The following is a 24,936-nucleotide window of genomic DNA, read 5'->3' as shown; positions in this document are numbered from 1 at the left end:
AAAGCAAATAGCAAAAAGGCCGCATTGGCGGCCTTTGCTCAGTTTTATCGCGGTTTATGCTTTCAACCCGGTGAGTAAGCTTTCCATTGCATCACTCTGATTTCTTAGTTGCTCGACATTGCGCGAGGTCATGTTGATCATTTCGCATACGTTATTGGACTGCATCCGAATTTCCTCCACGCTTGCTGCGATATTATCGGCAACCACACCTTGCTCTTCAGCGGCGGTCGCAATCTGAGTGCTGCTGTCTGAAATGGTTTGGTTTTTATCTGCTAGAGAAGCAATCTCATGATTGACTTCCGACATCAAGGTTTGACCTTGGTTAGCATTATTTACCGTCACTTCCATTAGTTTGGTGAGTGACTGACTGTTACGTTGTAATGCTTCAATCATCGCTTGGATCTCAACCGTTGCTTGCTGAGTTCGTCCGGCTAGAGCACGAACTTCATCGGCAACCACAGCGAAACCACGACCTTGTTCGCCTGCACGGGCTGCTTCAATTGCTGCGTTTAATGCAAGTAGGTTGGTTTGCTCTGAGATACCATTGATGGTGGTGACAACTTCATCGATTTGCGCTGCGTTGGCATCCAACTCTTCTACCGCCTGAGAAGCGGATTGGATTTCAGAGGAGAGTTGAGAAATCGAATTCAAGGTATTTGCCACTTTCACCTGGCCAGATTGCGCAACACTGCGAGCATCTTCCGTTTGTGTGCTCGAATCGTGGGCAAGGTTGGCCACTTCGCGAATCGTCGAGGCCATCTGTTCAGTGGCACTCGCCAATGAGTTCAAATGTTCTTGTTGTGAGTTTGAAATATCAGAACTGCTGCAAATAGACTGATTAAGATCTGAGCTTATTTGTTGCATTAAAGCGACAGACTCTTGGATCGACAGCACCATCTTTTGCTCTCGCTCCGCAACCTTGTCTATAGTGATAGCGATGGTACTGAATTCATCCCTGACTTGGAAAAAGTTCATTCTCGCTGTGAGATCACCATTGGCAAGCGTACTCAATGCTTTGTTCATTGTGAACATCGCGCCACCAATGAACGTCATAATGTAGTAAACCGCGAGTGCAACAATGAAGAGAGAGACAGAAATAATGGTCCAGTGGACGCTGGAAAGGGCAGTCCACAGGTCTTGCTCGTGGGTGGCCACTAAGTTAAATGAGCCATTGAGAACAGAAACCGAACCTGCGCCAGAGCCCAACGCAATGGTGTTGGATGAAGCTAAAATATCCATCACTTGAGAGCGTGATAAGTTGCCGGCTTCGATAAAGTTTTTCATCAATATCAACTCATCTTGATAGAGATGATTGAGCATGGCGTCTGCCGCGTTATCAAGAACGAGCGTAAGGATAAGTAATGCAATCAGAGGAAGTAGGAAAAGCAGATAGAACTTTTCTTGAATTTTTAAATGGATGAGATATTTATCAATCCAACGAAATGGTATTTCTTTCATAATTATTATGCTCTTAGTAACCCACGGTCCTTTGTGGGGTGAATAGACTTAATAAATATATCACTCAAAAAAACGGAGAGGTATACGGATGGCAATAAGATGCGAAAAATTTGTGGTCTCTGGCATAGTTCAAGGGGTTGGATTTCGATACCACACCTCACATCAGGGTCTAAAGCTAAATTTAGTCGGTTATGCAAAGAATTTATATAACGGAGATGTCGAAGTGATAGCCTGTGGTGAACCACCGAAGATAGAAGAGTTTGCCAAATGGTTAGAACAGGGACCCAAAACGGCTCGCGTCGATGAGCTTAAAAGAGAAGAAATTACCTGTCGTGAATATCAAGGGTTTGAAATCCTGTAGCTGAGCGCTACAGGATAAAAATAGGGAGTTAGAGGCACTTTGCCGGTTTGGGTAAGCCTGCAAGTTTGGTCGCTTGTTTTGCTGGTCCTTCTTTGAAAAGCTTAAAAAGATACTTGCTGTTGCCTTTTTCAGGACCGTGCGATTTTTCCATGGCTTTCACCAGCATTCTCACCGCTGGTGAGGTATTGAATTCTTCATAAAAGTCACGCACAAAGTGGATCACTTCTAGATGAGCATCTGTGAGCTCAATGCCTTCTTGCTCGGCAAGTATCTCAATCATCCCTTCTTCCCACTGAGTGTGGTCTAGTAGGTAGCCTTGAGCATCGGTTTCAATTTGTTTGCCGTTGTAAACGAACATGCGCTATATCCATCGAGTCAATAAAGATGGGTATAGGGTAGCGTACACGTAAGGCGCTTCTCAACAAAAGAATCCGATTATCACACCGAGCGAAGCAAAAGCATCCAATCCCGGATTGATTTTTATTAACCGTTGACCACATAGCCGCAATGCGTCGTTATTCAAGGAGCTAAATAATTATGCGCTGTGTTAGAAAATTGTCGGGGCGGGTAATGAAAAATTTGCATGCCTAGTAAGATTTATTCATGTTTATTGATCTCGTTTACATGTGATGTCTCAGATAAAGAGCACTTTATTGCAGTATAGGCTGCTTACTTCGTTGTGTTTGTAATAGTGGGTCGCTATTCTTCTGTTTTTGTTATAAATTTCATTCGATATTATAAATGGAAATCATGACAAGGAGTCAGTCATGTCAAAACAGCGTTACATTGAAATTAATGACAACGAGAAATCTATTTGGTCTATTGAGCGCATTTGGGCACTTGCTGAATCACTTCCTGTAGAGGAGCTCCCCATTGATGAGATAAAAGGGCCAGATGAAGTGACTTGGTTTAGCATGGAAGGGCCTATGCCTACATGTCGAGAGATAGCAAAGCACTGCCAAAGAATTAACAACGCTGACTTGTCGTACCCTGTGATTTTAACCAGCGATTACAAAGTCTTTGATGGTATGCATCGAATTGCTAAGAAAATCATGTTGGGAGAGGAGACCATTCAAGTGAGGCGCTTTAGAGAAAACCCGCCTGCGGATGAAGTGATTGTTCTTGCGGTCGATCAAGCCTAGATTTCCTATCGCAGACCAAGAAAAAGCCCGAAGCAATGCTCCGGGCTTTGAATTGATTTAACGCTAAACAATTAGTCGTCGTTCATAATGCCGAGAATACTTAGTAGGCTTGTGAACAAGTTCAAAATGTTTAGGTACATTGAAATCGTTGCACTTACGTAGTTAGTTTCTTCACCGCGGACGATACGGCTGGTATCAAATAGGATGAAACCAGAGAAAACCAACGCAGATACACTACTGATAACAAGCTGACCTAGCGTTGAGCCAACAAAGATGTTGATGATAGCTGCAACGATGACAATAATCAGGCCTGCCATTAAGAAGTTACGCATAAAAGAGAAATCTTTTTTGCTTGTGATGGTATATGCCGAAAGACCCAGGAATACCATACCGGTTAAACCTAGAGCTTGAGCAATAATAGTAGGGCCGCTTGGGATTGAAGCGTAGTAAGTCAGCATTGGACCAAGTGCACCACCCATTAGTGTCGTAAAGACGAATGTCCAAACAATGCCCATTGATGAGTTAATGCTGCGTGGTAGTGCGAAAAATAAAATACCAATAGCAGCAACTTGCATCACAAGTGCCATCATTGGAGAAATACCGATTGCCATGGTTGCAACCGCTGCAATAGCACTGGTTACTAGTGTCATAGAAAGCAGGAAGTACGTGTTTTTCAATACCTTATTGGTTTGAAGAGTACTTTCCATGCTTGAAGTACGGGTAAACATAGGACTGTTCATAATCTTCCTCTTGAGAGTATGTCTAATTTATATGACTATATATGAGGCCGATCGTTCCAAAAATCAAGCCTGACTTTATTCGTTACTAGCCAAAATGATAGTAGAAATAATGAGTTATGCATTATCCAGTTTGTAACACTTTATTTCCACTATAGACGAAAAAAAGAGGCGTTGAAGACGCCTCTTTTCAGTCGTGCTCACATTAGTGATGCAGAATTTGTGCAAGGAAGTTTTGTGTACGATCGGATTGAGGGTTCTCAAAAAACTCTTTCGGATTGTTTTCTTCAATGATTTCACCAGCATCCATGAAGATAACGCGATCCGCTACTTCTTTGGCAAAGCCCATTTCGCGGGTAACACACAACATGGTCATGCCTTCTTCTGCCAGCTCAACCATGACATCCAATACCTCGCGTACCATCTCTGGGTCGAGTGCAGATGTTGGCTCATCGAAGAGCATGACTTTAGGGCTCATACATAGTGAGCGGGCAATGGCGACTCGCTGCTGCTGACCACCGGAAAGTTGGCCTGGGTACTTATCTGCTTGCTCTGGAATCTTAACCCGTTCAAGGTACTTCATTGCAATGGCTTCCGCTTCTTCTTTAGGCATTTTCTTTACCCAAATTGGTGCCAACGTGCAGTTTTCCAAAACCGTTAGGTGAGGGAAGAGGTTAAAGTGTTGGAAACACATGCCGACTTCTCGCCTTACTGCTTCGATGTTTTTGAGGTCTTCGGTTAGTTCAGTACCAGAGACTAGAATTTGCCCTGCTTGGTGTTCTTCCAATCGATTAATGCAGCGAATCATAGTGGATTTACCGGAACCAGATGGGCCACAGATAACAATCTTTTCGCCTTTCTTAACATTCAGATTGATGTTTTTTAGTACGTGAAACTCGCCGTACCACTTATTCATATCCTTCAGTTGGATCATGTAATCTTGTTGTTGCGTCATAATACGTCCTTGAGTTTTCTGAATTATCGTTTGTGACCGGTGTGTAGTTTATTTTCTAGCCATATCGAGTATCTCGACATGCCAAAACAAAATACCCAGAACACTAACGCGACAAATACATAACTTTCTGTAGCAAAACCAAGCCACTCGGGATCGGTGTTTGCGGCTTGTCCAATGCCCAACACATCGAACATACCGATGATCAGCACAAGACTAGTGTCTTTAAAGAGACCAATAAAGGTGTTTACGATGGACGGAATGGTAATTTTCAGCGCTTGCGGCAGAATAATTAAGCCCATTTTTTTCCAATACGTTAACCCTAGTGCGTCGGCCGCTTCGTACTGGCCCTTTGGTATGGCCTGTAAGCCACCACGAACCACCTCAGCCATGTAGGCGGCACTAAACATCACCACACCAATCAATGCGCGGATCAGCTTGTCCGTCTCTGAGCCTTCAGAGAGAAACAGAGGTAGCATCACCGATGCCATAAACAGCACGGTGATTAATGGAACACCACGCCATACTTCGATATACACCGTACATAAGCTACGAATGATTGGCATATCTGAACGACGACCCAGTGCCAAAGCGACGCCAATCGGTAGTGAAACCACAATACCCACTAATGCAATGATCAAGGTGACCAGCAAGCCGCCCCATTTATGGGTTTCTACTACTTCTAGTCCAAACACACCACCGTAAAGAAGCGCAGCAACGATAAATGGATAGATGTTGACAAAGAATAGCCAAATCCACATTCGTTTTGGTGTTTTCTCATAGGCGAGTAGCACAGTGAAAATCGCCAGCGTAATGTAGAACAGGCGAGGGCGCCACAGTTCAGCTTCCGGATAGAAGCCATACATGAATTGCTCCCAACGCACGCTGATGAATACCCAACAAGCCCCTTCTCGAGTACAGGCATCCCGTGTGGAGCCGACCCAGTCAGCACTTAAAAAAGCCCAATCGGCGACATACCATAAAGTGCTGATAGCAAAGTATGCCAACACCAGCGTCAGTACAGAATTGACCGGACTGTTGAATAGATTCTTCCTCATCCAACCGATAACACCTACGGTGTTTGCTGGCGGTGGAAGATCAGGTTGAAATTGATGTACTTTCATCTTATCTCTCCACCAACGCAACTTTCTTGTTGTAAATGTTCATCAGTGCTGATGTGACCAAACTTAGCGTCAGGTATACCCCCATCGTCATTGCAATGATTTCGATCGCTTGCCCTGTTTGGTTGAGCGTTGTACCAGCAAAAACAGAAACCAAATCTGGGTAGCCAATTGCCATGGCTAAAGACGAGTTTTTGGTCAAATTAAGGTATTGACTGGTCAGCGGTGGAATGATGATTCGTAACGCTTGAGGAATGATGATCAGTTTCAGGGTGCGAGTCCTTGGTAGGCCAAGGGACATCGCTGCCTCAGTTTGACCATGGCTTACAGCATTAATACCTGAACGAACAATTTCTGCAATAAACGCTGCAGTATAAATGCTCAGCGCCACCAACAGTGCTGCCAACTCAGGGATGATGCTGATGCCACCTTGGTAGTTGAAGCCTTTCAGTGCAGGATACTCCGCTGAGACTGGCATTCCAGAAACAAAGTAAACAAGCGCAGGTAAACCGACAATTAAGGCTAAAGCGATTCGCCCCATCGGTGTTTGTTGTCCGGTTAACTTTTGCTTATTTCTGGCCCACACGCCAATAAATATTGTCGCAATGATGCCCGCGAATAGTGCGGCAAAAATAAACGCACTTCCCGCTTCAAAAATCGGTTTTGGGAAAAACAAGCCTCGAACATTAAGAAAGATTGCTTCACCTAAACTGATACTTTGTCTTGGCGAAGGTAACGCTTGCAACACTGCGAAATACCAGAAGAAGATTTGCAGTAACAACGGGATGTTACGGAAAATTTCAATGTATATCGCCGCAAATCGACTCACCAACCAGTTTGAAGACAAACGAGCGATGCCGATAACAAAACCGAGTACGGTTGCTAATATGATGCCAAGAAATGACACTAAGGCCGTATTAAGGAGGCCGATAACGAACGTTCGACCATAAGAAAAGGTTTCATCATATTCAATCAGCGTTAAACCAATGCCGAATCCGGCTTCTTGCGAAAGAAAATCAAAGCCAGTGGCAATGCCTCGAGCATTTAGGTTTGTTAACGCGTTATTGACGATGGTGTAGAAGAAAAATACCAGCGCCAGAATGGCGATGACCTGAAAGACGACCGAGCGAAAAGTGGGATTATAAAGCAGGTTGGTGCTCGAAGACGGTTTGGCACTAACACCTGAAGACGTGTTTTTATCGGGTTTCATACAACAATAACCTCTAATCCATTTTTAGAAAAAAGGGCGGCACTGGTCCGCCCATTTCATCACAGATAACTGTTAACGGATCGGTGGCGCGTACATGAAGCCGCCAGCATTCCATAGTGCGTTAACACCACGAGAGATTTGCAGAGGAGAACCTGTACCGACAGTACGTTCAAAGCTCTCTCCGTAGTTACCAACTTGCTTAACGACTTGGTAACCCCAATCATCACGGATGCCTAGGCCTTTACCTTTCGGCCCATCAACACCTAGGATACGTTTCACGTTTGGATCATTAGACTTAAGCATCTCTTCTGCGTTTTTAGAGGTGATGCCGTACTCTTCTGCGTTGATCATCGCATTTAGTGTCCACTTCGCGATGTTGAACCATTGATCGTCACCTTGGCGAACCACAGGGCCTAGAGGCTCTTTAGAAATAATTTCAGGAAGAACGACCGCAGAGTTTGGATCTTGCAGGTTTAGACGAAGTGCATACAGGCCAGATTGGTCTGTCGTCAACACGTCACAACGACCAGCGTCGAAACCTTTTGAGGTTTGAGCTGCCGTATCAAATACAACAGGCTTGTAGCTCATACCTGAATTACGGAAGTAGTCCGCTAAGTTAAGTTCAGTGGTGGTACCGGATTGAACACAAACGGATGCGCCATCAAGCTCTTTGGCGCTCTTGATGCCGAGGTCTTTTTTCACCATAAAACCTTGGCCGTCGTAGTAGTTCACGCCAACAAAGTTCAAACCAAGCGCGGTATCACGGTGTAGCGTCCATGTCGTGTTACGCGAAAGAACATCAATCTCACCCGATTGTAGAGCGGTAAAGCGTTCTTTAGCAGTGAGGGGAACATATTTCACTTTCGTTTTGTCGCCCAACACTGCCGCCGCAATCGCTTGGCAGTATTCAACGTCAATACCTTCCCATTCACCTTTTGAGTTAGGGTTGGAGAAACCTGGTAGGCCAGTACTGACACCACAAGTTAAGAAACCTTGTTTTGTCACTTTGTCTAGAGTGCTTTCAGCAGCGAATGCATTTGACGACAACATAGCAGTAGATGCCGCTACCAATGAAGCCAGAATAGTGAGTTTATTTGCCATTTGTATCCTTCCTGTATGATCCAAGTTAAACCAGGTAACACCTGATACAACGTGCTCAATTGTTGTTGTGTGTGTCCTAACTGATTGACCTCCGTTCAAAACGGCTGTTCGGAAATCAATTATTTATAAGCGTAGGAAAGGATTTTTGATTTCTCAACTGTATAATTTAAAAAGATTTTTGAGAGGAATCACAAACCCTGTGGTAATTAGAATGACCAAATGTTAGCTGAATGTAAATAGTGCAATTGGTTACTGAAGTAGTGCAAGAGAGCTTTTGTCAATTATATTAATAGTATTATGGAATCAAGGGCTGTATGGCGGTTGTTGTTTGGAGTTATTCACTGCTTTGTGTTTAAAATTCGAACAAAAATTATTTGTTACATCGGTTTGTGATGATATTTATGCACCAAATCTGCTACGATGAGCGCTTTAGTCATAAAGAACAGACAGGGATTTAAATGCGATATTTTCCTCTTTTCATGGATCTAGAAAACAAACCCGTACTTGTTGTCGGAGGAGGGGAAGTTGCCAGTCGTAAAATTGAAGCGCTGTTAAATGTCGGGGCGAAAGTAACGATCGTCTCGCCGACATTGGTGGATGAGCTTCACCGTTGGGTGGAGGAAAACCGCTGTTACTGGGTGAAAAATTTCTATTCATCTGAGTTGATGGATGGGGCCTATGTTCAAGTCTGGGCGACAACCAACAATCCGTCTCTCAACCATCAAGTATACCGTGACGCTAAACAGCGCAATCTGTTGGTGAACGTCGTGGATGATAAACCGTATTGTGACTTCATTACGCCTTCAATGATCTCGCGTGGGCGAGTGCAAATTGCCATATCCAGTGGTGGTGCTTCCCCTGTGTTGATTCGTAATCTCAGAGAATCATTAGAAGCGGTTTTGCCACAAAATCTTAGTTTGCTGGCGGAGTTCGCCGAGTCAAAACGTGTAGCGGTTAAAGAGCGATTCCCGACAGTCGAAGAACGTCGCATGTTTTGGGAGCTGTTTTTTGACTTACCAGAGGTCAAATCGTCACAAAATCATAGAGAGCTTGAAACCTTGTTTGCACAGGCAATCAAAGGGGAGGTTCAACGAACTGCGCAATGCACATGGATTGGTTGCACAGAAGATGTTGAGCTGTTACCTATTAAAGCCCTTCGTTATATGCAAAAAGCGGAGCTTGTGCTGGCACCAGAGCATATTCATCCTGCTTTTCTAGAAATGGTGCGTCGAGATGCTCAACGATTGAGTTATGAAACTCCGGCACAACTCTCGGAAAAGATTCAACAAGCGAAGCTCGAGCCGATTAAAATCTGCGTGTTATTTGCTAAAAACAGCCAAGAATTCAGCTTTCTTCAACAAGGTGATCTGATTATCTGATCGCAATACTTTTGCTCTTGCTGGTTCCTTCCTTCAATCCACGGCGACGACACCATGACGGAATGCCTTACGGTGTTGCTCTAGTGGATTGATTGCAACATTCCTTCACATGCTTTAATGCTCGCGGCTTCCATCTTTAGCGGACAAAAATCGTGAGCTTAGTGTCAGAGTTGAATAATGACGTTTGATCTAACTCAATCAAGTGTTTGATTACCCTTTTGGGGTGATAGAAAACGAACGCCATCCAGTTACATTACGCTTATATCTTCAGCGATTTTGTGCGCGAACAACTAGTAGAAAACAAGTGCGACACATGAAGGCGATAGGTGAAGCAATGAGTGTAAGCAACAGCAAAAAAACATCCGAAAGTCGAAGACGATTTCTTCGCGATTCCGTTAGAACATTTGCCGGCGTTGGCGCAGCGGCCACCGTTCTCGGCCTGCAATCGAAGCAAAGCCAGGCTCGTGGTGGTACTGGCGTTCCACTTCGCCCGCCAGGTGCCTTACCCAAAGGGGAGTTTGAAAAAGCCTGCACTCGTTGTGGTTTGTGTGTGCAGGCATGTCCGTATGATACCCTGAAGCTGGCGACGTTGCTCTCCCCAGTGGAGTCGGGCACACCTTATTTTCATGCACGGGAGATCCCATGTGAAATGTGTGAAGACATTCCTTGCGTGGTCGCCTGCCCAAGTGGAGCACTTGATCCGAATCTCACGGATATTGATGAAGCTCGTATGGGGTTAGCAGTCTTAATTGACCATGAAAGCTGCTTGAACTGGCAGGGATTGCGCTGTGATGTCTGCTACCGAGTTTGCCCTGTTATCGACGAGGCCATTACGCTGGAGCACGTTCGAAATGAAAGAACCGGTTATCACGCGAAGTTGATCCCGACCGTGCATTCGGATAAATGCACTGGCTGCGGTAAATGTGAGCAGGCGTGCATTACCGAAGTCGCTGCGATCAAAGTCATTCCGCATGATCTCGCCCAAGGAAAAATAGGCGACCACTACCAGCTTGGATGGGAGGAGATTACCAAGCCATTGCAAAACACCGCCCCAGATACCAGTGATATGCCAACTGGCGCGTTGGAAACCTTGGGAGGATCAAAATAATGGCGAAGAATTTAGCAAAAGATGCAGGTCGTGAAGCAAGACAGAAGTTAGGTTGGTGGCATGCTCACCGTTTCCTTATCTTAAGACGTTTGGCTCAGTTCTCCATTATTGGTCTGTTTTTACTCAGCCCAACGGTAAACATACTTAAAGGCAACCTTTCATCGAGTATGTTGTTTGACACCATTCCACTGACTGACCCTCTGATTTTCTTACAAATCGTCGCTTCTGGGCATATTCCAGAATTCAATGCGTTGCTCGGCGTTCTGATTGTCGTTGTGTTTTACGCCATCATCAGCCCTAGAGCATTTTGTGCATGGGTGTGCCCACTTAATGTGGTTACAGACCTTGCAGCTTGGTTAAAGCGTAAGCTGGAAATCAAGGCGAGCTTTCGTTGGAACGCTCAACTGAGATATTGGCTCCTGGGCGCACTGCTTATTGGCAGCGCAGCTTCAGGCAGTGTGCTTTGGGCTTGGATTGATCCTGTCGCCACGCTGCATCGGGGCATTCTTTTTGGAATGGGCGCTGGCTGGGTGCTGATCCTGTTGGTATTTGTGCTTGATCTTCTGCTGGTCGATCATGGTTGGTGTGGCCATCTGTGCCCACTCGGTGCAACTTATGGCGTGATTGGACGAAAAAGTGTTCTGAGAATCTCAGCGGAAAATCGAGAAGCGTGCACCAAGTGTATGGATTGCTACAATGTTTGCCCAGAGCCAGAGGTATTACGGCAGCCACTAAAAGAAGGGGACAGCAGAGTCATGGATCAAAACTGCATCAGTTGCGGACGTTGTATTGATGTTTGCCCCGAGAACGTGCTGGTATTTACACATCGCTTCAAAGACAAAGATAAGGCGTAACGTTCGTAACGCTAAAACAATCCTGCTGTTAATAATGAGCCCATCTTAACTGATGGGCTCATTATTTTCACATTAAGCGTTGGCTTGATTTCTCGGTGATCTTTGCTCAGCTTCGAGTTTTGCCACCTCTTCATCCAGTTCGCGTATTTTTGTCTCCATGATTTGATGACAATGATCAGCCAACTGACGAGCTTGCTGGAGGGTGTAGCCCTTTGTGTCTATGGGGGGCAACATTTCAGTGATGACAACCCCATTTTTCCAGCGATTGAGCGCAATTTTGTTGTGCGTGGTGCTGACACACATTGGAATAATAGGAACGCCAGCTTCTATCGCCATACGAAAGGCTCCCGTTTTAAAAGGGAGTAACCCGCGGCCTTTACTACGAGTTCCTTCAGGATAGACCCACACAGACAAATCCCGCGTTTGAATTGCTTCTGCCACTTGCGCGATGGTATCGCGAGCTTTCGACTTATTCTCTCTATCGATCAAAATGTTACCGGTTATCCAGTACAGCTGGCCAAAGAACGGCACCCACAGTAGGCTTTTTTTGCCGATCGTCACTGTTCGAGGAGGTAACATCCCAGGCGAGGTGACAAAATCAAAAACACTTTGATGGTTGGAGACGTAGACGGCATGACCATTTTGGCGAGCATGTTCAGCGCCACGCTGAATCAAGGTCATTCCTACGATTTTATGCAGTTGATTAAACCAGCGACAAAACACATGCACGTGTTTGGGATCCCTTGGACTAAAAAGGCAGTAGATCAGTGCGGAGAGTGTTGTGACCACCACAAAGATCGCGGCAAGTAGAATGCGAATGAATGCGAGCAAGAGGCCCCCTGATATGAGAAGATTTGCTCGCAGTCTACTAAAGTAATCGCTCTAATAAAGTAATTTGTTCACATTTTTGTAACGAAGGTAAAAGAATTAGAGTAAGAAGATTATTGGTAAAATGATTAACAGAAGGATGGCAACGTAATGAAAATAATAGGTTTTGTTTGTGCATAGAACAAAGAGCAGCGATGGCTGCTCTTTGAAGGGGATCAGCTACAGATAACGAGCTTGTAAGTGTGCTTGGAAAAACTTCGCATTGAGTGTTTCTCCGGTTGCCTGCTTAACAAGTTCGTCCGTGGTCAACAAGCTGCCTTTGCTCCAAATATGGTCTGATAGCCACGTGAAGATGGGTGTCAAATCGCCAGAACGAACAACGCTGTCTACATCAACGCTTTGCTTCATCGCTGCCATGAACTGAGCCGCATACATCGCCCCTAATGTGTATGAAGGGAAATAGCCAAATGAGCCATCGGTCCAATGGATATCCTGCATACAACCATTTTTGTAGTTGCCTTCGGTTGATAGGCCGAGATAGGACTTCATTTTCTCGTTCCAAAGTTCTGGCACGTCGGTGTGCTTAATCACGCCATTCATCAAATCTCGTTCGATTTCATAACGTAAAATCACGTGCGCTGGGTACGTCAGCTCGTCGGCATCGACACGAATATAGCCTTTTTCTACGCGAGTATAGATTTTAGCAAGGTTGTCGGTTTTGAACTCGTCACCTTGGAAGTAGTTGGTGGCGAGTTGTGCTAAATGCTCAACAAATGCAGGGCTACGGCCCAATTGCATTTCAAAAAACAGTGATTGTGACTCATGAATGCCCATCGAGCGTGCTTGGCCTGCGGATGTTCCAGCGAACGCTTTGGGCAAACCTTGCTCATACCGAGCGTGACCCGTTTCATGCACAATGCCCATCAGTGATTGCACAAACTCTTTTTCGTCGTATCGAGTGGTGATACGCACGTCACTAGGCACGCCGCCACAGAAAGGATGAACGCTCTCATCGAGACGCCCGTGTTCGAAATCAAACTGAAGCAATTTCATTACATCGAGGCCAAGTGCTTTCTGTTTTTCTGCAGGGTAGTGGCCATTTGGCAATTGGATCTGACCGGATATTTGCTTTTCGATGGCTTGATCAATCATCGATGGCAACCACGTTTTTACATCACTGAATAATTGGTCAAGTGACGCTGTGGTGGTGCCAGGTTCGTAGATATCCAGCATTGCATCATAAGCCGATACGCCTTTTGCTTCAGCACGAATTTGTGCCTCTTCACGTGACAATGTCACCACTTCCGCCCAGTTTTTTTCAAAACCTTGCCAATCGTTGTTGCCACGCTGAGTGCGCCACGCGTGCTCACACTTAGAACCCGCTAGAGATTGCGCTTGCACTAAGGATTCTGGCAGCAGGTTTGCTTGTTGCCAGTCTCGTTTCATTTCACGCAATACCGCGCTTTGTTCGACAGAGAGATTTTCTTCTTCTGCCTTAGCAAAAAGATCACCAAGCTGTGGTTGGGTCATTAGAGAGTGGATGTGTACTGACAGCTCTGCCATTGCGTTTGAGCGCGCTTCAGCGCCTCCGGATGGCATGACTGCGGCTTGGTCCCATCCTACAATGGCACTTAAATGTTCAAAGTGAGAGACCTTCTGGGAGTGGTCTAGGAGTTGTTGAAATGCGCTCATGTGACGTCTCTTTATCGTTATTCTTTCCATATCTCCCTAATTACGTTGTGCGCGTTTTCGCTGAGTGATTAGGGTTCCTGTAACGCTTTAAAGCTTATAACTTAAAGCGAAAAGTGCATTTTCCATAATTCATCTCATTTATACAACACTCTGGCAACGCCGTGTTCCTTGATTTGCTTGCGTAACGAATCAATAAAGAGTATTGATCTTCACACTTCCAACATAATTCAGACAATATATGGACATTTTAAATTTTGAAGCCTTTTTAATCGCCATTACCATCTTAACGTTAACTCCGGGGCTAGATACGGCATTGGTCATTCGCAATACGACTCGTGCTGGCTTGCAAGATGGCTGCATGACGAGTTTAGGCATTTGCTGCGGTTTGTTTGTGCACGCGCTGTTTTCTGCCATTGGGATTTCAGCCATTTTGGCGCAGTCAGCGGAGCTGTTTCAATTTGTAAAAATGATCGGGGCGGCTTACCTTATTTGGCTGGGCTTTAGTAGCTTGAAGTCTTTGATGACAAGTGGTGCAGGGTTAAGCGTCGCGCAGATGGCACAGCAAAGTTACGACGCAAAACGCTCGTTGCGAGAAGGTTTTTTGTCGAATGTGCTCAATCCTAAAACGGCGGTCTTCTATTTGGCGTTTTTGCCACAGTTTGTTAATCCAGAGGGTTCACCTCTCTTACAATCAATGACGATGGCGGGAATTCATTTCGTCATAGCGATGGTGTGGCAATGTGGGTTGGCTGGTGCGTTGAACTCAGCGAAAAATCTTTTGAAAAATGCGCAGTTCATGAAATGGATGGAAGGCGCAACAGGGGCCGTTTTGGTGGCTCTTGGTATTAAACTTTTGGTTGAAAAGCCAGTCTGATGCGTTTACTCACCAGTGTTTCTTTGGTATCGGTGATCTTTCTAAGTGGCTTTGCTGCCTTTGTCGCTTTGAAAACTGTGCCTCAGTTAAATTTTGCGTCGAAAGGTATGGACTGGCAGTGGCATTGGGCGTATTTCCTGCCATTCTCGAATGGCATTCAACAGACTCGGACTCAAGACACCAAACAATTGCTATTGAGGCGAGTCTATTTGGAAGATGACATTGCGGTTTTTGTTTCAACCACGTTGGACAACAAGTTCGAAATTGACGTGTTTAAAGCGGCTAAGTGTAACGCGACTTCTAGTGAGTGGGCCTCGGTTTCGGTAAATGGTGCGCCTATGACGCACGTCCCGTTGAAGTGTGAGGCTAGTGGTGACGGTTATCTCTTTCGCCATGTTGGGAACAAGTTGAAGTCCTTGGAATTTGGCTTTGAAGATGACTTCATTATCGAAAGCTTTGCACAATGGCCCATTAACGAAATCAAAGCGGATCAATTTAAACAGCAACATCCGACGTTTTTCAAAAAGCAGGGCGTTGAGGTGGAGCAGTGGCTAAGAGATTAAACAGACAAGATTGTGCTTGAGAGCATCTATCCACAACAGCAATAAAAACGCCCGCGATCACGAAGTGACAGCGGGCTTTTTTGTGTTAGAACTTAACGATTAGGCTTTAACGGCGTCAAAGTCGTCTGACTGAGAAGAGGGATTGAAGAACAGCTTCGTTTCTTCAATCACCACATGGCGCAACGCGATCAAACCAATAAGGTTAGGAATTGCCATAAGACCATTGACGATATCGGCCAAGATCCAAATCATATCCAATTGCATAAACGCGCCTGAAGCCACCAATGCGAGAAAGATGATCTTGTAAGGCAGGATTGCTCTGGTACCAAGTAGAAATACGACGCAACGCTCACCGTAATAGTTCCAGCCCAAAATGGTGGTAAATGCAAAGAACATCAGGCCAATTGACACCAACATTGGTCCCAAGGTATCTGCTTGTAAACCCACAGCAAAGGCATGTGTTGTCATCGCGGCACCAGCAAAGTCACTTTGCCAAGCACCCGTCAAAATAAGAGCAAGACCGGTCATCGTACAAATAACGATAGTATCGAAGAAGGTGCCTGTCATTGAGATTAAACCTTGTTTCACACAAGAGTCAGTTTTGGCTGCGGCTGCTGCCATCGGCGCACTTCCTAAACCAGATTCGTTTGAGAATACACCACGAGCAATGCCCGATTGAATGGCCAACATGATACTCGCGCCCAAGAAGCCACCCGTGGCCGCCGTGGAGGTAAATGCCGAAACCAAGACTAACTCAATCGCGTTGAGCAATTGATCGGTGTTCATGATGATGACACTCAAACACGCCAACACATAAAAGAGAGCCATGGCTGGAACCACTTTGCCAGCGACGCTTGCGATAGATTTAATGCCGCCTAATGTGACAAATGCGACAAGCAGAGTCAGTACCGACGCAGAAATCTCTCGAGATACGCCCAGTGAAATCTCACTTGCGTCTAAAATCGCGTTAACTTGTGGGAAAGTACCGATACCAAAACAAGCAACGCCTAGCGCAAAAATAGCAAACATGATTGCTAATGCTTTAGAGCCGACACCGTATTGAAGGTAGTACATCGGGCCACCAACCATTTGGCCTTTATCGTCTACTTTGCGATATTTAACCGCCAGCAAGCACTCCGCGTATTTGGTCGCCATACCAAACAAAGCGGCGAGCCACATCCAAAAAAGAGCACCAGGTCCACCCAATTTAATCGCGGTGGCCACGCCAACAATATTACCTGTACCAATGGTGGCAGAAAGGGCGGTACACAACGCGGCAAAGCTAGAAACATCACCTTGCTGTTGTGTGGATTTGTCTTTACTAAACACCATCGCAAGTGCAGTCGGTAGGTGCTTAAACTGAATTAAGCCTAGGCTAAATGTGAAATAGACTCCGGTGCCGACCAGAAGAATCAGCAAAGGTGGTCCCCAGACAAAGCTATCGATAGTTTGTAGTAAAGATTGAAGGTTGTTCATGATTTCCCCTTAATAAAACAACTAATAAGGAGAAGAGGGAAAGGTAAAGATCGAGGATCTAAAATGGGCCAACAAAGCAAAACTTTGCGGCCGAAAGCTCAAGCCACAAAAGAAAAGGTGCATGTTGGGGTATAACTTTCCACTCCTCTGTCCTTTTGCCTGAGAGTTTCACCCTGCACATGGGCAGGACTTGCTCCTTCGGCGACCGATTTAACGGTTCTCTCCAGAGGTTCCTCCAACTGCAGTCCTCGCATATTCTCTTGATATAACCAATAAGAATATTGCACCTGAAAGATTTACTTCTTCGGCGGGTATGACTAACCAAATGTTAAAATATGGTTAATTACCACTCTCCTGTAGCCTTCATCGGAACAATTGCCTGAACTATTCAGGCAATCTGTAGGCGAATCCTAACCAATAACTTTTGTGATGTCATCAACAAAAATATCGTTTGAGTAATTATTACGCGAATCGAGAAAAAACTACCGGAAGTTGACGTGTTCACTGCGAGAAATAGAGTACAATGCAAAGGCTAATAGATTGGTTTTGTTCGGTAAGGATGAAGAATGATAAGACTGATAGCAATTGTGGTTCTCATTGTATTGGCTTACTTTTTGCTGAGATATCGCACCAACGAAAAAATTCAGAAAGGGATTGTTGTGACGTTGCTAGGGATATTTGCCGTCTATACGATTGTTCTGGTTGCGAGCGAGCTGATTAAGTAGCTTAGTAATTCATATTGGAGTGAAATGTGGTGACATCGTCAAATAATCATCATGACGATCAAGATGATGTGGTCGTGATTGAAGAGCGTGATAACAAAACGGTTGTCTATATAGCGGTTGCAGCCATTTTAGGCATGGCCTTTGGTGGATTACTCGGCTCACATTTTACTGCCAAGAAATGGGAAGCAAATTACCAGACGCTAGAACAGCAATATAAGTCAACCGTTGACGATCGAAGTACGCTGGTGGCGAATTTGCAAACGCGTGAAGCCGAGCTAGATAAAGAACTGGATGCGAAGTTGGAGAGTGAACTTGCAATTCGTCAGAAAGAGCATCAGGCAGAAATCGAAAAGTTGCAGAATCAACTGACGGAGATGGAAAAGCTTAACATCGCTCTGGAAGGGCAATTGAAAACACAACAGTCTCGCATTGATTCTACCCAAGTTGAGAATGAAAAACTCAACCGCCAAGCGGATATGCAGGCGAATATGTTTGAGCGATCTCGCGAGCTGTTTCGTCGTGAGATGGAGATTAGCCAAGATCTTGAGAAGTTAGAAAAAGAGCGCGAGGCTTTGGTGCCCGCTTTTGACAAGCTGAAGAGTGAATGTGAAGTCTATTTGGCTGGGAAATCTTGGGATGCTAAGTCAGATGCGTGTGACAAACAAGATGAAGCGTCGTCCCGTTTAAGCCAGATCGATCAGCTTATCGAAGTGTACAAAATGGATTTGAAACAAATTCGAACCATTACGCAAGATTTAGGATTGCAGTAATTTTCTTTTTGATACCAACAGAAACAACAAGGCCCAGCGTAACGCTGGGCCTTGTTTATTCCGCTAGCCAATGACGGTGTTATTTTTATGCTTGGCTACTTGTCTTCCATGTCACACTGATGATGGAGTAAGGCAGCAATACGAAGGTGCGGAAATTCGTCATTCACATCTATTTCATGGCAAGAAAAAAATTCAGTGGCTCTGTGCCGGAGCCACTTAGAGTAGAACCCAATATCCAGAGCGAAATGTGAGTTCTTCAAATGAGCCATCCTTGCTCAATTTCCAGCCATCTACGCTAAAAAATCAGTGAATATTTGCACTTACATTAATTCATTTTGTCAATATGAAACATCCCCCATTTAGGGGGTATGTGCTGGACTGGTCAGAATGGTGGCAATCAGATCAGATTGTTTGCCTGTGCCGGTTTTACTGTAGATAGATTTGATGTGATCTTTGATGGTGTGAGGAGAGCGGTGACTGAGTTGAGCAATTTCATCTCGGCTGTAGCCTAACGTCAACAATTGGCAAACTTCGGTTTCCGCATCGGTAAAATTGAAAATCGGCTTGAGGAGAGTCGGGTTGAGTGTCGCACTTTTTTCTCTATCGTAGAGATAAATGATGCAGCCAATGCCTTCTTCCATAAGCTGATTGGATTCCGCGGCGAGAGGATAGCCTTGTGGAATAGTTTGCGCTTCCAAGCCGATTGCGACAAACAGTAGCGTTAGCCCACCACGTTGTGAAGACAGATGCATCACCTTACACGCATCCTGGTTTTTGACTCTGACAAGATGCAGTGTTTCTTGAATATTGAGCAGAAACTCATGGCGTAATCTGGCGTCACGGAAGCTGAGCTCACTAGGTAACAACTTAACGTTTTCCTGCAACGCGATGAGATCTTTCGCTTTGTGATTAGCGGCAACGTAAGCGCCTTTGCTGTCATAAAGCAGCGCTGCGTGAGGCAACTGGCTGATGATTTGGGTAAGATTATTAGTGTATTGCTGTGAGGTTTTGAACTGCTGATAAAGCGTAAAGGCACGTTGAATGTGAGGAACCAGCTTTTCCAATAGATAAAGTTCGGTTTCATCCAGTGGTGACTCACTTTTATTTCGATGCACACTGAGGAAGGCAATGTTGCCATCTGCATGGCCAATCAAAGCGGTAGCAACATCGCAAAAACCGTGGCGGTCAAACCAGTCTTCGACTTTCTGCTCTTGCGGGGTTAAGTCGTGTTGTCTACCGATATGTTTATCTAAGGAATAAAATCGCCCGATCGGGTTTGCGGCGATGAAGTCGTTAATGATGTTGCCGCGCGCGAGGTCTTGCTCTATGTATTCAATGACGGCATCAATTTGTGGGCCGGCTATCCAGCCTGAAACCAGCTCTCCACGGTAGTTTGACTGAATATGAAAGACTGCGTCGGCCAAACGAAATTCGCCCACCATTTGCTCTAGAAACGGTTCGAATCCACGAGGATGAACAGGAGCTTGGTAGAGAGAATCAATAAGTTGGCTAAAACGACTAATCGATGAATGGATATCCTTTTCCATAAAAAATGGTCGCTCTTCTACTTATCATTATGTGTGGTTTATAACTTATAGATATTCTCAATGGATCGAAGTTTTTACTGTGAGAAGTGTTAAGTCACTCGATCTTTACCTGTCTCATAATTGATAAAGGCTCAAATTAATGAGCCTTCTTGCATATCAATAATAGGGTATTAGACCGTTAAGCCAGTCTTCTATCTGCGCGTCGTTGTTGAACGGTTTGGAAGAGACAAAGTACCAACCAAAATGCGGCCACTAACCACAAGGTGCTCCAATAGTTGGCGATTTGTTGCCAACTCGCGCCCATTTGATTGAGGGCTAAGAATCCTTTGATCGCGTTGGTGCTTGGGCTCAGTTGTGCCAGCCATAGCAGCGGTGTTGGTATCATCTCTACAGGCCAAATGAAACCTGCTAAGAAGATCAGTGGCATTGAGCTAATCAGCACCACGAGGGTGACAAGCTCTCTTCGCGGCAGTAGCTCGCCCAACCAATAACCAGCCAAACACGACGCGATGAGGAAGGGTAACAAGAGCGTCAACAACTGGGTAGCGTGGCCTAAAGTGTGGACCTGATGCATGGTAAAGCTGGCACCAAAATAGTACGCGCTTAAAAGGTAGTACACACCAACCAATACCAGAGTTCTGACAGCGAGTAGCTTCCAACGAGGTTGGCTAGTCCAATATCCGTGACCATGTTTTTGCGTGCCAACCATCAAACCCGCCGCCATGATTAAGGTCTGCTGAAGGATCAGCACAAACACAGCGGGCACAACATACTCAACGTATCCCATGGTTGGGTTAAAGGTCGGTTTTAGATTTAGCTTTACCGCACTGTATTGGTTGGCCGCCAGCGAAAGAGGTACGCCATCCATGACCAGTTTGGAGACTTTCACTTGTGCAGCTAAAGTGCCTCCGGTCTGGGCCAGACCTTCAACCACCGTGCCATAGACCAAAAAGTAAGAGGCGTCGCCTGCATAGGAGAGTGTCGGGCTTTTTCCAAGCAACAAATCACGATAAAAATGCTCTGGAATTACCAATATGCCGCTGATTTTTCCCTCTAGGAACGCTTGTTTTGCCGATTCAATCGTGTAGTCGCGACGGACAACATGCACTTGTGGTGTGGCATCGACCATCCGTTCCAGCTTGAGACTCGTGGCGCTCATGTCGAGATTCACGACGGATATGGTCTGTTCCCGAGGGGTTTGATTCGCGTACGGAAGCGGGTATAGGAATGAATAGAAAACCACACCACCAAAGACAGTGAGTGTCACCACCGGGTTGGTGAAAAGGGCTTTTATCTCCGCTTTGAACAACTCAAACAGGGACATTTGTCGCCTCCGTTTTCTTTAGATGGCGTTTTGCCAGCGCCACAGCCAAAAAGGCGGGTAGCACGTAACCGACCATAGGTAGCAAATGAGTAAGCGACGTTAACGCGCTTGCACCGTAGCTGGCTTGTGCGACTTGTACTTCGATGTAGTGACTGATCGGCAGCAAACTACGCCAAAATTGCGCCAATGAACCCATGTCTGAAACTGGGAAAGTAATGCCCATAAACGCGAAGCTCGGGGCGGTAAACGCGCCGGCGAAACTCATGGCTCGCGCCGCATCCAATGTCATGAAGAAAAAGAATGCGCCCATGATCATACAAGCGATGGTGGTGGCTAACTGGGCGATCATGATCGGAAGTAATTGGCCTTGGAATGGCCAATCAAGCACGAAATAGAACCAAAATAGGAAAGCAAAACCATGCAAGAGGAAGATGGGCAGGTAAGCCGCGAGTGTTTTGCTGATGACTTTGAATGGTTGAGTACCCAGCCATCGATCAAGATGTTCCGGTTTTCTCGCATACACACGCAAATTGGCGGCGAGAATTAGAATGGAACAGACAACGATCATGATTTGCCAAATCGCCGGTACGACAGCAGAAACCAAAAACTGTGCATAGTTGGTGTTTTGGTTAAATAAAGGGGAAATTTGCGTGGAAATAGTGACAGCATTCCCCAAAGCGCCTTGTACCGTGCTATTGCCATGACTCAAGGATTTCATGGTCTCAAGGCCTGCATTAAAGAAGCCTTGGGCTTGCACTACGGCAGAATTGATCAAACGGCCAATCAAAATGTATTGACTGTTATAAAACACCGAGACTTGTGGTGCGCGTTGCAGGTAGATATCGCGATCGAAATGGTCAGGAATGATGACATAGGCATAAACCTTTCCTTCGATCATGGCGTTTTTGGCTTGTCGTACATCGCTAAACTGATAGTCGACACTCATCGTGGATGACGCATCCAGCATTTGAGTTAGCTTTCTCGAGAGTGTGCTGTGTGCGTTATCCACCACGCCGATAGGCAAATCTCGAGCGATGCCCGCTGAGAACACGCCCCAAATCAACAGCGCTAACAGGATAGGGATCCAAGTGAGACACGACAACAACCATTTGTCGTGTCTCAACACATGCAATTGTGAGAGTTGTGGTTTCATTGGCTAACCTTTACAGCTCAACCACTAAACTCATGCCCATGCGCAGATCGTTTACCGGCGTTACTGGACGCGCTTCGACTTCAAACGTGCGCAGGTCAAAGCCTTTGGAGGCATCGGTTGCACGCCAGGTCGCGAAATCACCCATCACAGCGATGTGGCTCACCTTAAACTCGACCTTTTTATCTAGCGCGGGTAGATAAGCTGAAAAGGTTTGATCTTTTTGGAAATGTTTCAGTAGGTCTTCTCGAACATTCAGCACCGCCCAAGCGTCTTGTGTATCGATCACCGTGACGACAGGAAAGCCCTGAGGCGCAAGCTCGCCACTTTGCAATAGCACTTGTGATACTTCACCATCAAACCAACTCTCGATGCGAGTATCGTTGGCGTACGCTTCGACTTCCGCAACAGCGCCTGCTGCCATGCGCGCTTTTTCAGCTGCTGCTAGTTTGGTTTCGTCGCGGACACCTTCTTTTGCCATTTCGTACATTTGAAATGCTGCGCTTTCGGTGTACTTGGCGGCTTGCCATTGTGTCATGGCTTCATCGCGTTTTTGCTCTGCAACAACACCATCGTTATACAGATTGTTGACGCGTTGGTAGGTCTTCTCCATCAAGTCTGCAGCGGCTTTGGCTTTTAGCCATTGGTCTTTTGCTGCTTGAATCTGTTGGCTACGAGCCCCTTTTTCGGCTTCTTGAGCAAGGGCGTCAGCCGCTTTTTCACCGGCTTTCGCTTGTTCGAGCTTGGCTTCGATTTCTGGGCTATGCAGGGTAAAAACCAGTTGGCCTTTGGTGATATTTTCCCCTTTCCGTACTAAGACTTGGTCGATACGGCCTGGTACTTTAGACGAAATACTGTACTGCTGCGCTTCAATCATGCCTTGCAAGCGGACTGGCTCTGGTTGATAGGCTTGATAAAAGCTGTAACCGACCCAGCTCACGACACCGACGGCACACAGTGACAGCAAAACAGGTTTAAATGATTTCATAGCGACGCCTCTTGAGTCGGTTGGTAAGCAGAAGATTGATATTGATTGAAGCTGTTCATTTCGCTACTGAGCGCCAATAACTTGGTCAAAGAGAGTAGGTAGCGAAATCGTGCAGCAGATTGCTGGGTTTCGACGCTCGCGAAATAGAGCTGCGCATCAACCACTTCCAAAGAAGTGGATAGGCCTTGGTTGAACGCTTTTTCTCTTAAATCCAGGTTCTCTTTGGCGAGGCGAATGCTTGATTCAAGGCCAATGACTTCGTCGATGGCTTGCTGCGCTTCCAAATAGGTTTTTTGTACCAGTACCGAAAGATCTTCTTTCGCTTGTGCTTTGAGAGATTGAACTTGAGAGACCATACTGTTGGCAGCTTTCACTTTGTCGCTGCGGCCAGTGTTTTCCAATAGTGGAATATTCACGCCCACACCAACCAGCCAATCCGGCTTCATCTCACTGGCTAACGAATCATCTTCGTAAAGACTGTAATCACCGTAAAGATAGACCTCAGGGTAGTATTTCCCTTTTTCAGCCTTGATCAGCGCGCTGGCTTGTTTCTCTTTTGCACTGAGTAAATCCAAGCCTGGGTAGGTGGCGAGTGTCTGCTCAGTAAAGGCGGTGAGTGGAGGAAGATGTTGGTTGATGAAGAGCCCTTCCGCGGGTTCGACCATGTCATTTTGTGCCAAGATTTTGCTCAAGGCTGATTGTGCGATATCGAGGTCACTTTGGGCTTTTCGTGTTTCGACCTTAGCTTTATCCAGTGACGCTTCTGCTTGTAAGCGTTCAACATGGGCGATTTGGCCCTGTTTTTCGAGCTTAATAGCGAAATCTCGATGCTGTGTTAAGCCTTGTTCCACCGCTTGGCGTGTTTGTAAGACTTCCTTGGCTAACACGACCGAGAAATAGTATTTGCTTAAGTCCTCGTATCTTGCTTGCGTCTCCATCGCCAGTTGGCTTCTGGCTTCATCGGTTTTCCCTTCCGCAGCCGCTTGTGCTGCAGAAATTCTACCGCCAGTGAAAATTGGCCAAATGGCACGGATGGAAGAAGTAAAGATATCTCGCTCGGTGATAGTAGACGTCGTATTGGCCAACGCCCCAAAAATGGGTTGAAAGGCAGGTGGAACCGCAATATGTTGGCCTGTGCTGTCGAGAAGTTGTTGTCCAGATACAGTGACATCGGTGTCTAGTCGAGTGTAATTAGCACCAACACTAATAGAAGGCAGATTTAAACTGCTGGTGGCGCTTTGCATATGTTGCTGGCTTTCAACATTGGCGCGTTGCGCTGCAAGAGAGTGGTTGTTTTCTTGCAAAAGTTGCCATGCCTGCTGGAAGGTAATGGGTGCCGCCTGACAGGCGAGCGATATGGAGCTCGAGAGCAGCCCAATCATCAATAGCTTACTGTGTCGTTTCATGATGGATATCGCAAAATAGAGTAATGACTCTAATATATAGTAATTGTGATCCACTGTTAAGCTGTGGGTTTATCTTTTCGCCAAGATTGCGAAATGAGCAGTTGCCATCTTGGTAAGCAAATGTGTCTATTAAAACATGAAGCCTCACCTATGCAAATTGGAACTTATTA

24 protein-coding genes and 1 riboswitch are annotated in these 24,936 nt (G+C 45.8%); of the genes, 9 read left to right on the top strand and 15 right to left on the bottom strand.

Annotated features, from left to right (window positions below):
- Window positions 1–54: 54 nt before the first annotated feature.
- Window positions 55–1,458, bottom strand: coding sequence for a methyl-accepting chemotaxis protein (locus tag PQQ36_RS14795; protein ID WP_011080552.1), 1,404 nt, complete (start codon window positions 1,456–1,458; stop codon window positions 55–57).
- Window positions 1,459–1,546: 88 nt separating this feature from the next.
- Between PQQ36_RS14795 and yccX the strand changes: the two genes are divergently transcribed.
- A complete protein-coding gene (yccX, locus tag PQQ36_RS14790) occupies window positions 1,547–1,819 on the top strand; it encodes an acylphosphatase (protein WP_011150174.1) in 273 nt (90 codons plus the stop codon).
- A 28-nt stretch (window positions 1,820–1,847) separates the two neighbouring features.
- Here the strand turns inward: yccX and PQQ36_RS14785 are convergent, their stop codons facing one another.
- Window positions 1,848–2,177, bottom strand: coding sequence for a TusE/DsrC/DsvC family sulfur relay protein (locus PQQ36_RS14785; RefSeq protein WP_011080550.1), 330 nt, complete (start codon window positions 2,175–2,177; stop codon window positions 1,848–1,850).
- A 409-nt stretch (window positions 2,178–2,586) separates the two neighbouring features.
- Between PQQ36_RS14785 and PQQ36_RS14780 the strand changes: the two genes are divergently transcribed.
- Window positions 2,587–2,961 (top strand): hypothetical protein, encoded by a 375-nt coding sequence (locus PQQ36_RS14780; RefSeq protein WP_011080549.1) that lies wholly within the window; start codon window positions 2,587–2,589, stop codon window positions 2,959–2,961.
- A 71-nt stretch (window positions 2,962–3,032) separates the two neighbouring features.
- Here the strand turns inward: PQQ36_RS14780 and PQQ36_RS14775 are convergent, their stop codons facing one another.
- From PQQ36_RS14775 to PQQ36_RS14755, 5 genes are all read right to left on the bottom strand, one after another.
- Window positions 3,033–3,701: a Bax inhibitor-1/YccA family protein gene (locus PQQ36_RS14775; protein ID WP_011150175.1), complete on the bottom strand. Its 669-nt coding sequence runs from the start codon at window positions 3,699–3,701 to the stop codon at window positions 3,033–3,035.
- Between the two features lie 202 nt (window positions 3,702–3,903).
- A complete protein-coding gene (locus tag PQQ36_RS14770) occupies window positions 3,904–4,653 on the bottom strand; it encodes an amino acid ABC transporter ATP-binding protein (RefSeq protein WP_273661757.1) in 750 nt (249 codons plus the stop codon).
- 23 nt (window positions 4,654–4,676) lie between these two features.
- The gene (locus PQQ36_RS14765) at window positions 4,677–5,774 is read right to left on the bottom strand and encodes an amino acid ABC transporter permease (RefSeq protein ID WP_013571890.1); all 1,098 of its coding nucleotides are present in this window, start codon (window positions 5,772–5,774) and stop codon (window positions 4,677–4,679) included.
- A 1-nt stretch (window position 5,775) separates the two neighbouring features.
- The gene (locus PQQ36_RS14760) at window positions 5,776–6,981 is read right to left on the bottom strand and encodes an amino acid ABC transporter permease (RefSeq protein WP_011150177.1); all 1,206 of its coding nucleotides are present in this window, start codon (window positions 6,979–6,981) and stop codon (window positions 5,776–5,778) included.
- A 72-nt stretch (window positions 6,982–7,053) separates the two neighbouring features.
- A complete protein-coding gene (locus PQQ36_RS14755) occupies window positions 7,054–8,082 on the bottom strand; it encodes an amino acid ABC transporter substrate-binding protein (RefSeq protein ID WP_011080544.1) in 1,029 nt (342 codons plus the stop codon).
- Window positions 8,083–8,540: 458 nt separating this feature from the next.
- On the opposite strand from PQQ36_RS14755, the gene PQQ36_RS14750 reads away from it, so the two are divergent.
- From PQQ36_RS14750 to napH, 3 genes are all read left to right on the top strand, one after another.
- Window positions 8,541–9,461, top strand: a complete 921-nt coding sequence (locus PQQ36_RS14750; protein WP_103194025.1) for a precorrin-2 dehydrogenase/sirohydrochlorin ferrochelatase family protein — start codon at window positions 8,541–8,543, stop codon at window positions 9,459–9,461.
- A gap of 334 nt (window positions 9,462–9,795) precedes the next feature.
- Window positions 9,796–10,569 carry a ferredoxin-type protein NapG gene (napG, locus tag PQQ36_RS14745; RefSeq protein WP_060531792.1) on the top strand — a complete coding sequence of 258 codons (774 nt, stop codon included), beginning with the start codon at window positions 9,796–9,798 and terminating at the stop codon, window positions 10,567–10,569.
- Window positions 10,569–11,423, top strand: coding sequence for a quinol dehydrogenase ferredoxin subunit NapH (gene napH / locus PQQ36_RS14740; RefSeq protein ID WP_263179695.1), 855 nt, complete (start codon window positions 10,569–10,571; stop codon window positions 11,421–11,423). The genes napG and napH overlap by 1 nt, the downstream gene beginning before the upstream one ends.
- A gap of 72 nt (window positions 11,424–11,495) precedes the next feature.
- Here the strand turns inward: napH and PQQ36_RS14735 are convergent, their stop codons facing one another.
- Together PQQ36_RS14735 and PQQ36_RS14730 are read right to left on the bottom strand one after the other, a co-directional pair.
- Window positions 11,496–12,254: a 1-acylglycerol-3-phosphate O-acyltransferase gene (locus PQQ36_RS14735; protein WP_101956926.1), complete on the bottom strand. Its 759-nt coding sequence runs from the start codon at window positions 12,252–12,254 to the stop codon at window positions 11,496–11,498.
- Window positions 12,255–12,470: 216 nt separating this feature from the next.
- The gene (locus PQQ36_RS14730) at window positions 12,471–13,943 is read right to left on the bottom strand and encodes a carboxypeptidase M32 (RefSeq protein ID WP_181392218.1); all 1,473 of its coding nucleotides are present in this window, start codon (window positions 13,941–13,943) and stop codon (window positions 12,471–12,473) included.
- A gap of 238 nt (window positions 13,944–14,181) precedes the next feature.
- Between PQQ36_RS14730 and PQQ36_RS14725 the strand changes: the two genes are divergently transcribed.
- Window positions 14,182–14,817 (top strand): LysE family translocator, encoded by a 636-nt coding sequence (locus PQQ36_RS14725; RefSeq protein ID WP_011080538.1) that lies wholly within the window; start codon window positions 14,182–14,184, stop codon window positions 14,815–14,817.
- A complete protein-coding gene (locus tag PQQ36_RS14720; RefSeq protein ID WP_011080537.1) occupies window positions 14,817–15,380 on the top strand; it encodes a hypothetical protein in 564 nt (187 codons plus the stop codon). Before PQQ36_RS14725 ends, PQQ36_RS14720 begins: the two co-directional genes overlap by 1 nt.
- A 99-nt stretch (window positions 15,381–15,479) precedes the next feature.
- Here PQQ36_RS14720 and PQQ36_RS14715 read toward each other — a convergent pair whose 3' ends face one another.
- Entirely contained in the window at window positions 15,480–16,856 is a 1,377-nt protein-coding gene (locus PQQ36_RS14715) for an alanine/glycine:cation symporter family protein (RefSeq protein ID WP_263179699.1), read from the bottom strand.
- A gap of 137 nt (window positions 16,857–16,993) precedes the next feature.
- Window positions 16,994–17,093: riboswitch (glycine riboswitch) on the bottom strand.
- 329 nt (window positions 17,094–17,422) lie between these two features.
- On the opposite strand from PQQ36_RS14715, the gene PQQ36_RS14710 reads away from it, so the two are divergent.
- Window positions 17,423–17,581, top strand: coding sequence for a hypothetical protein (locus PQQ36_RS14710; protein WP_011150215.1), 159 nt, complete (start codon window positions 17,423–17,425; stop codon window positions 17,579–17,581).
- Window positions 17,582–17,607: 26 nt separating this feature from the next.
- Window positions 17,608–18,351: a chromosome segregation ATPase gene (locus PQQ36_RS14705; RefSeq protein ID WP_011150216.1), complete on the top strand. Its 744-nt coding sequence runs from the start codon at window positions 17,608–17,610 to the stop codon at window positions 18,349–18,351.
- 359 nt (window positions 18,352–18,710) lie between these two features.
- Here the strand turns inward: PQQ36_RS14705 and PQQ36_RS14700 are convergent, their stop codons facing one another.
- From PQQ36_RS14700 to PQQ36_RS14680, 5 genes are all read right to left on the bottom strand, one after another.
- Entirely contained in the window at window positions 18,711–19,898 is a 1,188-nt protein-coding gene (locus tag PQQ36_RS14700) for a helix-turn-helix transcriptional regulator (protein ID WP_263179701.1), read from the bottom strand.
- A 178-nt stretch (window positions 19,899–20,076) separates the two neighbouring features.
- The gene (locus tag PQQ36_RS14695; RefSeq protein WP_273661756.1) at window positions 20,077–21,222 is read right to left on the bottom strand and encodes an ABC transporter permease; all 1,146 of its coding nucleotides are present in this window, start codon (window positions 21,220–21,222) and stop codon (window positions 20,077–20,079) included.
- Complete coding sequence (locus tag PQQ36_RS14690) at window positions 21,209–22,375, bottom strand: ABC transporter permease (RefSeq protein WP_263179704.1); 1,167 nt, start codon at window positions 22,373–22,375, stop codon at window positions 21,209–21,211. The genes PQQ36_RS14695 and PQQ36_RS14690 overlap by 14 nt, the downstream gene beginning before the upstream one ends.
- A gap of 10 nt (window positions 22,376–22,385) precedes the next feature.
- Window positions 22,386–23,360, bottom strand: coding sequence for an HlyD family secretion protein (locus tag PQQ36_RS14685; RefSeq protein ID WP_045623741.1), 975 nt, complete (start codon window positions 23,358–23,360; stop codon window positions 22,386–22,388).
- On the bottom strand, window positions 23,357–24,766 hold the full coding sequence (locus PQQ36_RS14680; RefSeq protein ID WP_273661755.1) for a TolC family protein: 1,410 nt from the start codon (window positions 24,764–24,766) through the stop codon (window positions 23,357–23,359). Before PQQ36_RS14680 ends, PQQ36_RS14685 begins: the two co-directional genes overlap by 4 nt.
- Window positions 24,767–24,936 lie beyond the last annotated feature (170 nt).

Source organism: Vibrio sp. CCUG 15886 (genome assembly GCF_028570825.1).
GTDB lineage: Bacteria > Pseudomonadota > Gammaproteobacteria > Enterobacterales > Vibrionaceae > Vibrio > Vibrio vulnificus_B.
This window is presented reverse-complemented; position numbering and strand designations above follow the sequence as displayed.

Excerpts from the sequence above, each read along its gene's own strand:
- PQQ36_RS14795 (WP_011080552.1), bottom strand. The coding sequence starts at position 1,458 with ATGAAAGAAATACCATTTCGTTGGATTGATAAATATCTCATCCATTTA.
- yccX (WP_011150174.1), top strand. The coding sequence starts at position 1,547 with ATGGCAATAAGATGCGAAAAATTTGTGGTCTCTGGCATAGTTCAAGGG.
- PQQ36_RS14785 (WP_011080550.1), bottom strand. The coding sequence starts at position 2,177 with ATGTTCGTTTACAACGGCAAACAAATTGAAACCGATGCTCAAGGCTAC.
- PQQ36_RS14780 (WP_011080549.1), top strand. The coding sequence starts at position 2,587 with ATGTCAAAACAGCGTTACATTGAAATTAATGACAACGAGAAATCTATT.
- PQQ36_RS14775 (WP_011150175.1), bottom strand. The coding sequence starts at position 3,701 with ATGAACAGTCCTATGTTTACCCGTACTTCAAGCATGGAAAGTACTCTT.
- PQQ36_RS14770 (WP_273661757.1), bottom strand. The coding sequence starts at position 4,653 with ATGACGCAACAACAAGATTACATGATCCAACTGAAGGATATGAATAAG.
- PQQ36_RS14765 (WP_013571890.1), bottom strand. The coding sequence starts at position 5,774 with ATGAAAGTACATCAATTTCAACCTGATCTTCCACCGCCAGCAAACACC.
- PQQ36_RS14760 (WP_011150177.1), bottom strand. The coding sequence starts at position 6,981 with ATGAAACCCGATAAAAACACGTCTTCAGGTGTTAGTGCCAAACCGTCT.
- PQQ36_RS14755 (WP_011080544.1), bottom strand. The coding sequence starts at position 8,082 with ATGGCAAATAAACTCACTATTCTGGCTTCATTGGTAGCGGCATCTACT.
- PQQ36_RS14750 (WP_103194025.1), top strand. The coding sequence starts at position 8,541 with ATGCGATATTTTCCTCTTTTCATGGATCTAGAAAACAAACCCGTACTT.
- napG (WP_060531792.1), top strand. The coding sequence starts at position 9,796 with ATGAGTGTAAGCAACAGCAAAAAAACATCCGAAAGTCGAAGACGATTT.
- napH (WP_263179695.1), top strand. The coding sequence starts at position 10,569 with ATGGCGAAGAATTTAGCAAAAGATGCAGGTCGTGAAGCAAGACAGAAG.
- PQQ36_RS14730 (WP_181392218.1), bottom strand. The coding sequence starts at position 13,943 with ATGAGCGCATTTCAACAACTCCTAGACCACTCCCAGAAGGTCTCTCAC.
- PQQ36_RS14725 (WP_011080538.1), top strand. The coding sequence starts at position 14,182 with ATGGACATTTTAAATTTTGAAGCCTTTTTAATCGCCATTACCATCTTA.
- PQQ36_RS14720 (WP_011080537.1), top strand. The coding sequence starts at position 14,817 with ATGCGTTTACTCACCAGTGTTTCTTTGGTATCGGTGATCTTTCTAAGT.
- PQQ36_RS14715 (WP_263179699.1), bottom strand. The coding sequence starts at position 16,856 with ATGAACAACCTTCAATCTTTACTACAAACTATCGATAGCTTTGTCTGG.
- PQQ36_RS14710 (WP_011150215.1), top strand. The coding sequence starts at position 17,423 with ATGATAAGACTGATAGCAATTGTGGTTCTCATTGTATTGGCTTACTTT.
- PQQ36_RS14700 (WP_263179701.1), bottom strand. The coding sequence starts at position 19,898 with ATGGAAAAGGATATCCATTCATCGATTAGTCGTTTTAGCCAACTTATT.
- PQQ36_RS14695 (WP_273661756.1), bottom strand. The coding sequence starts at position 21,222 with ATGTCCCTGTTTGAGTTGTTCAAAGCGGAGATAAAAGCCCTTTTCACC.
- PQQ36_RS14690 (WP_263179704.1), bottom strand. The coding sequence starts at position 22,375 with ATGAAACCACAACTCTCACAATTGCATGTGTTGAGACACGACAAATGG.
- PQQ36_RS14685 (WP_045623741.1), bottom strand. The coding sequence starts at position 23,360 with ATGAAATCATTTAAACCTGTTTTGCTGTCACTGTGTGCCGTCGGTGTC.
- PQQ36_RS14680 (WP_273661755.1), bottom strand. The coding sequence starts at position 24,766 with ATGAAACGACACAGTAAGCTATTGATGATTGGGCTGCTCTCGAGCTCC.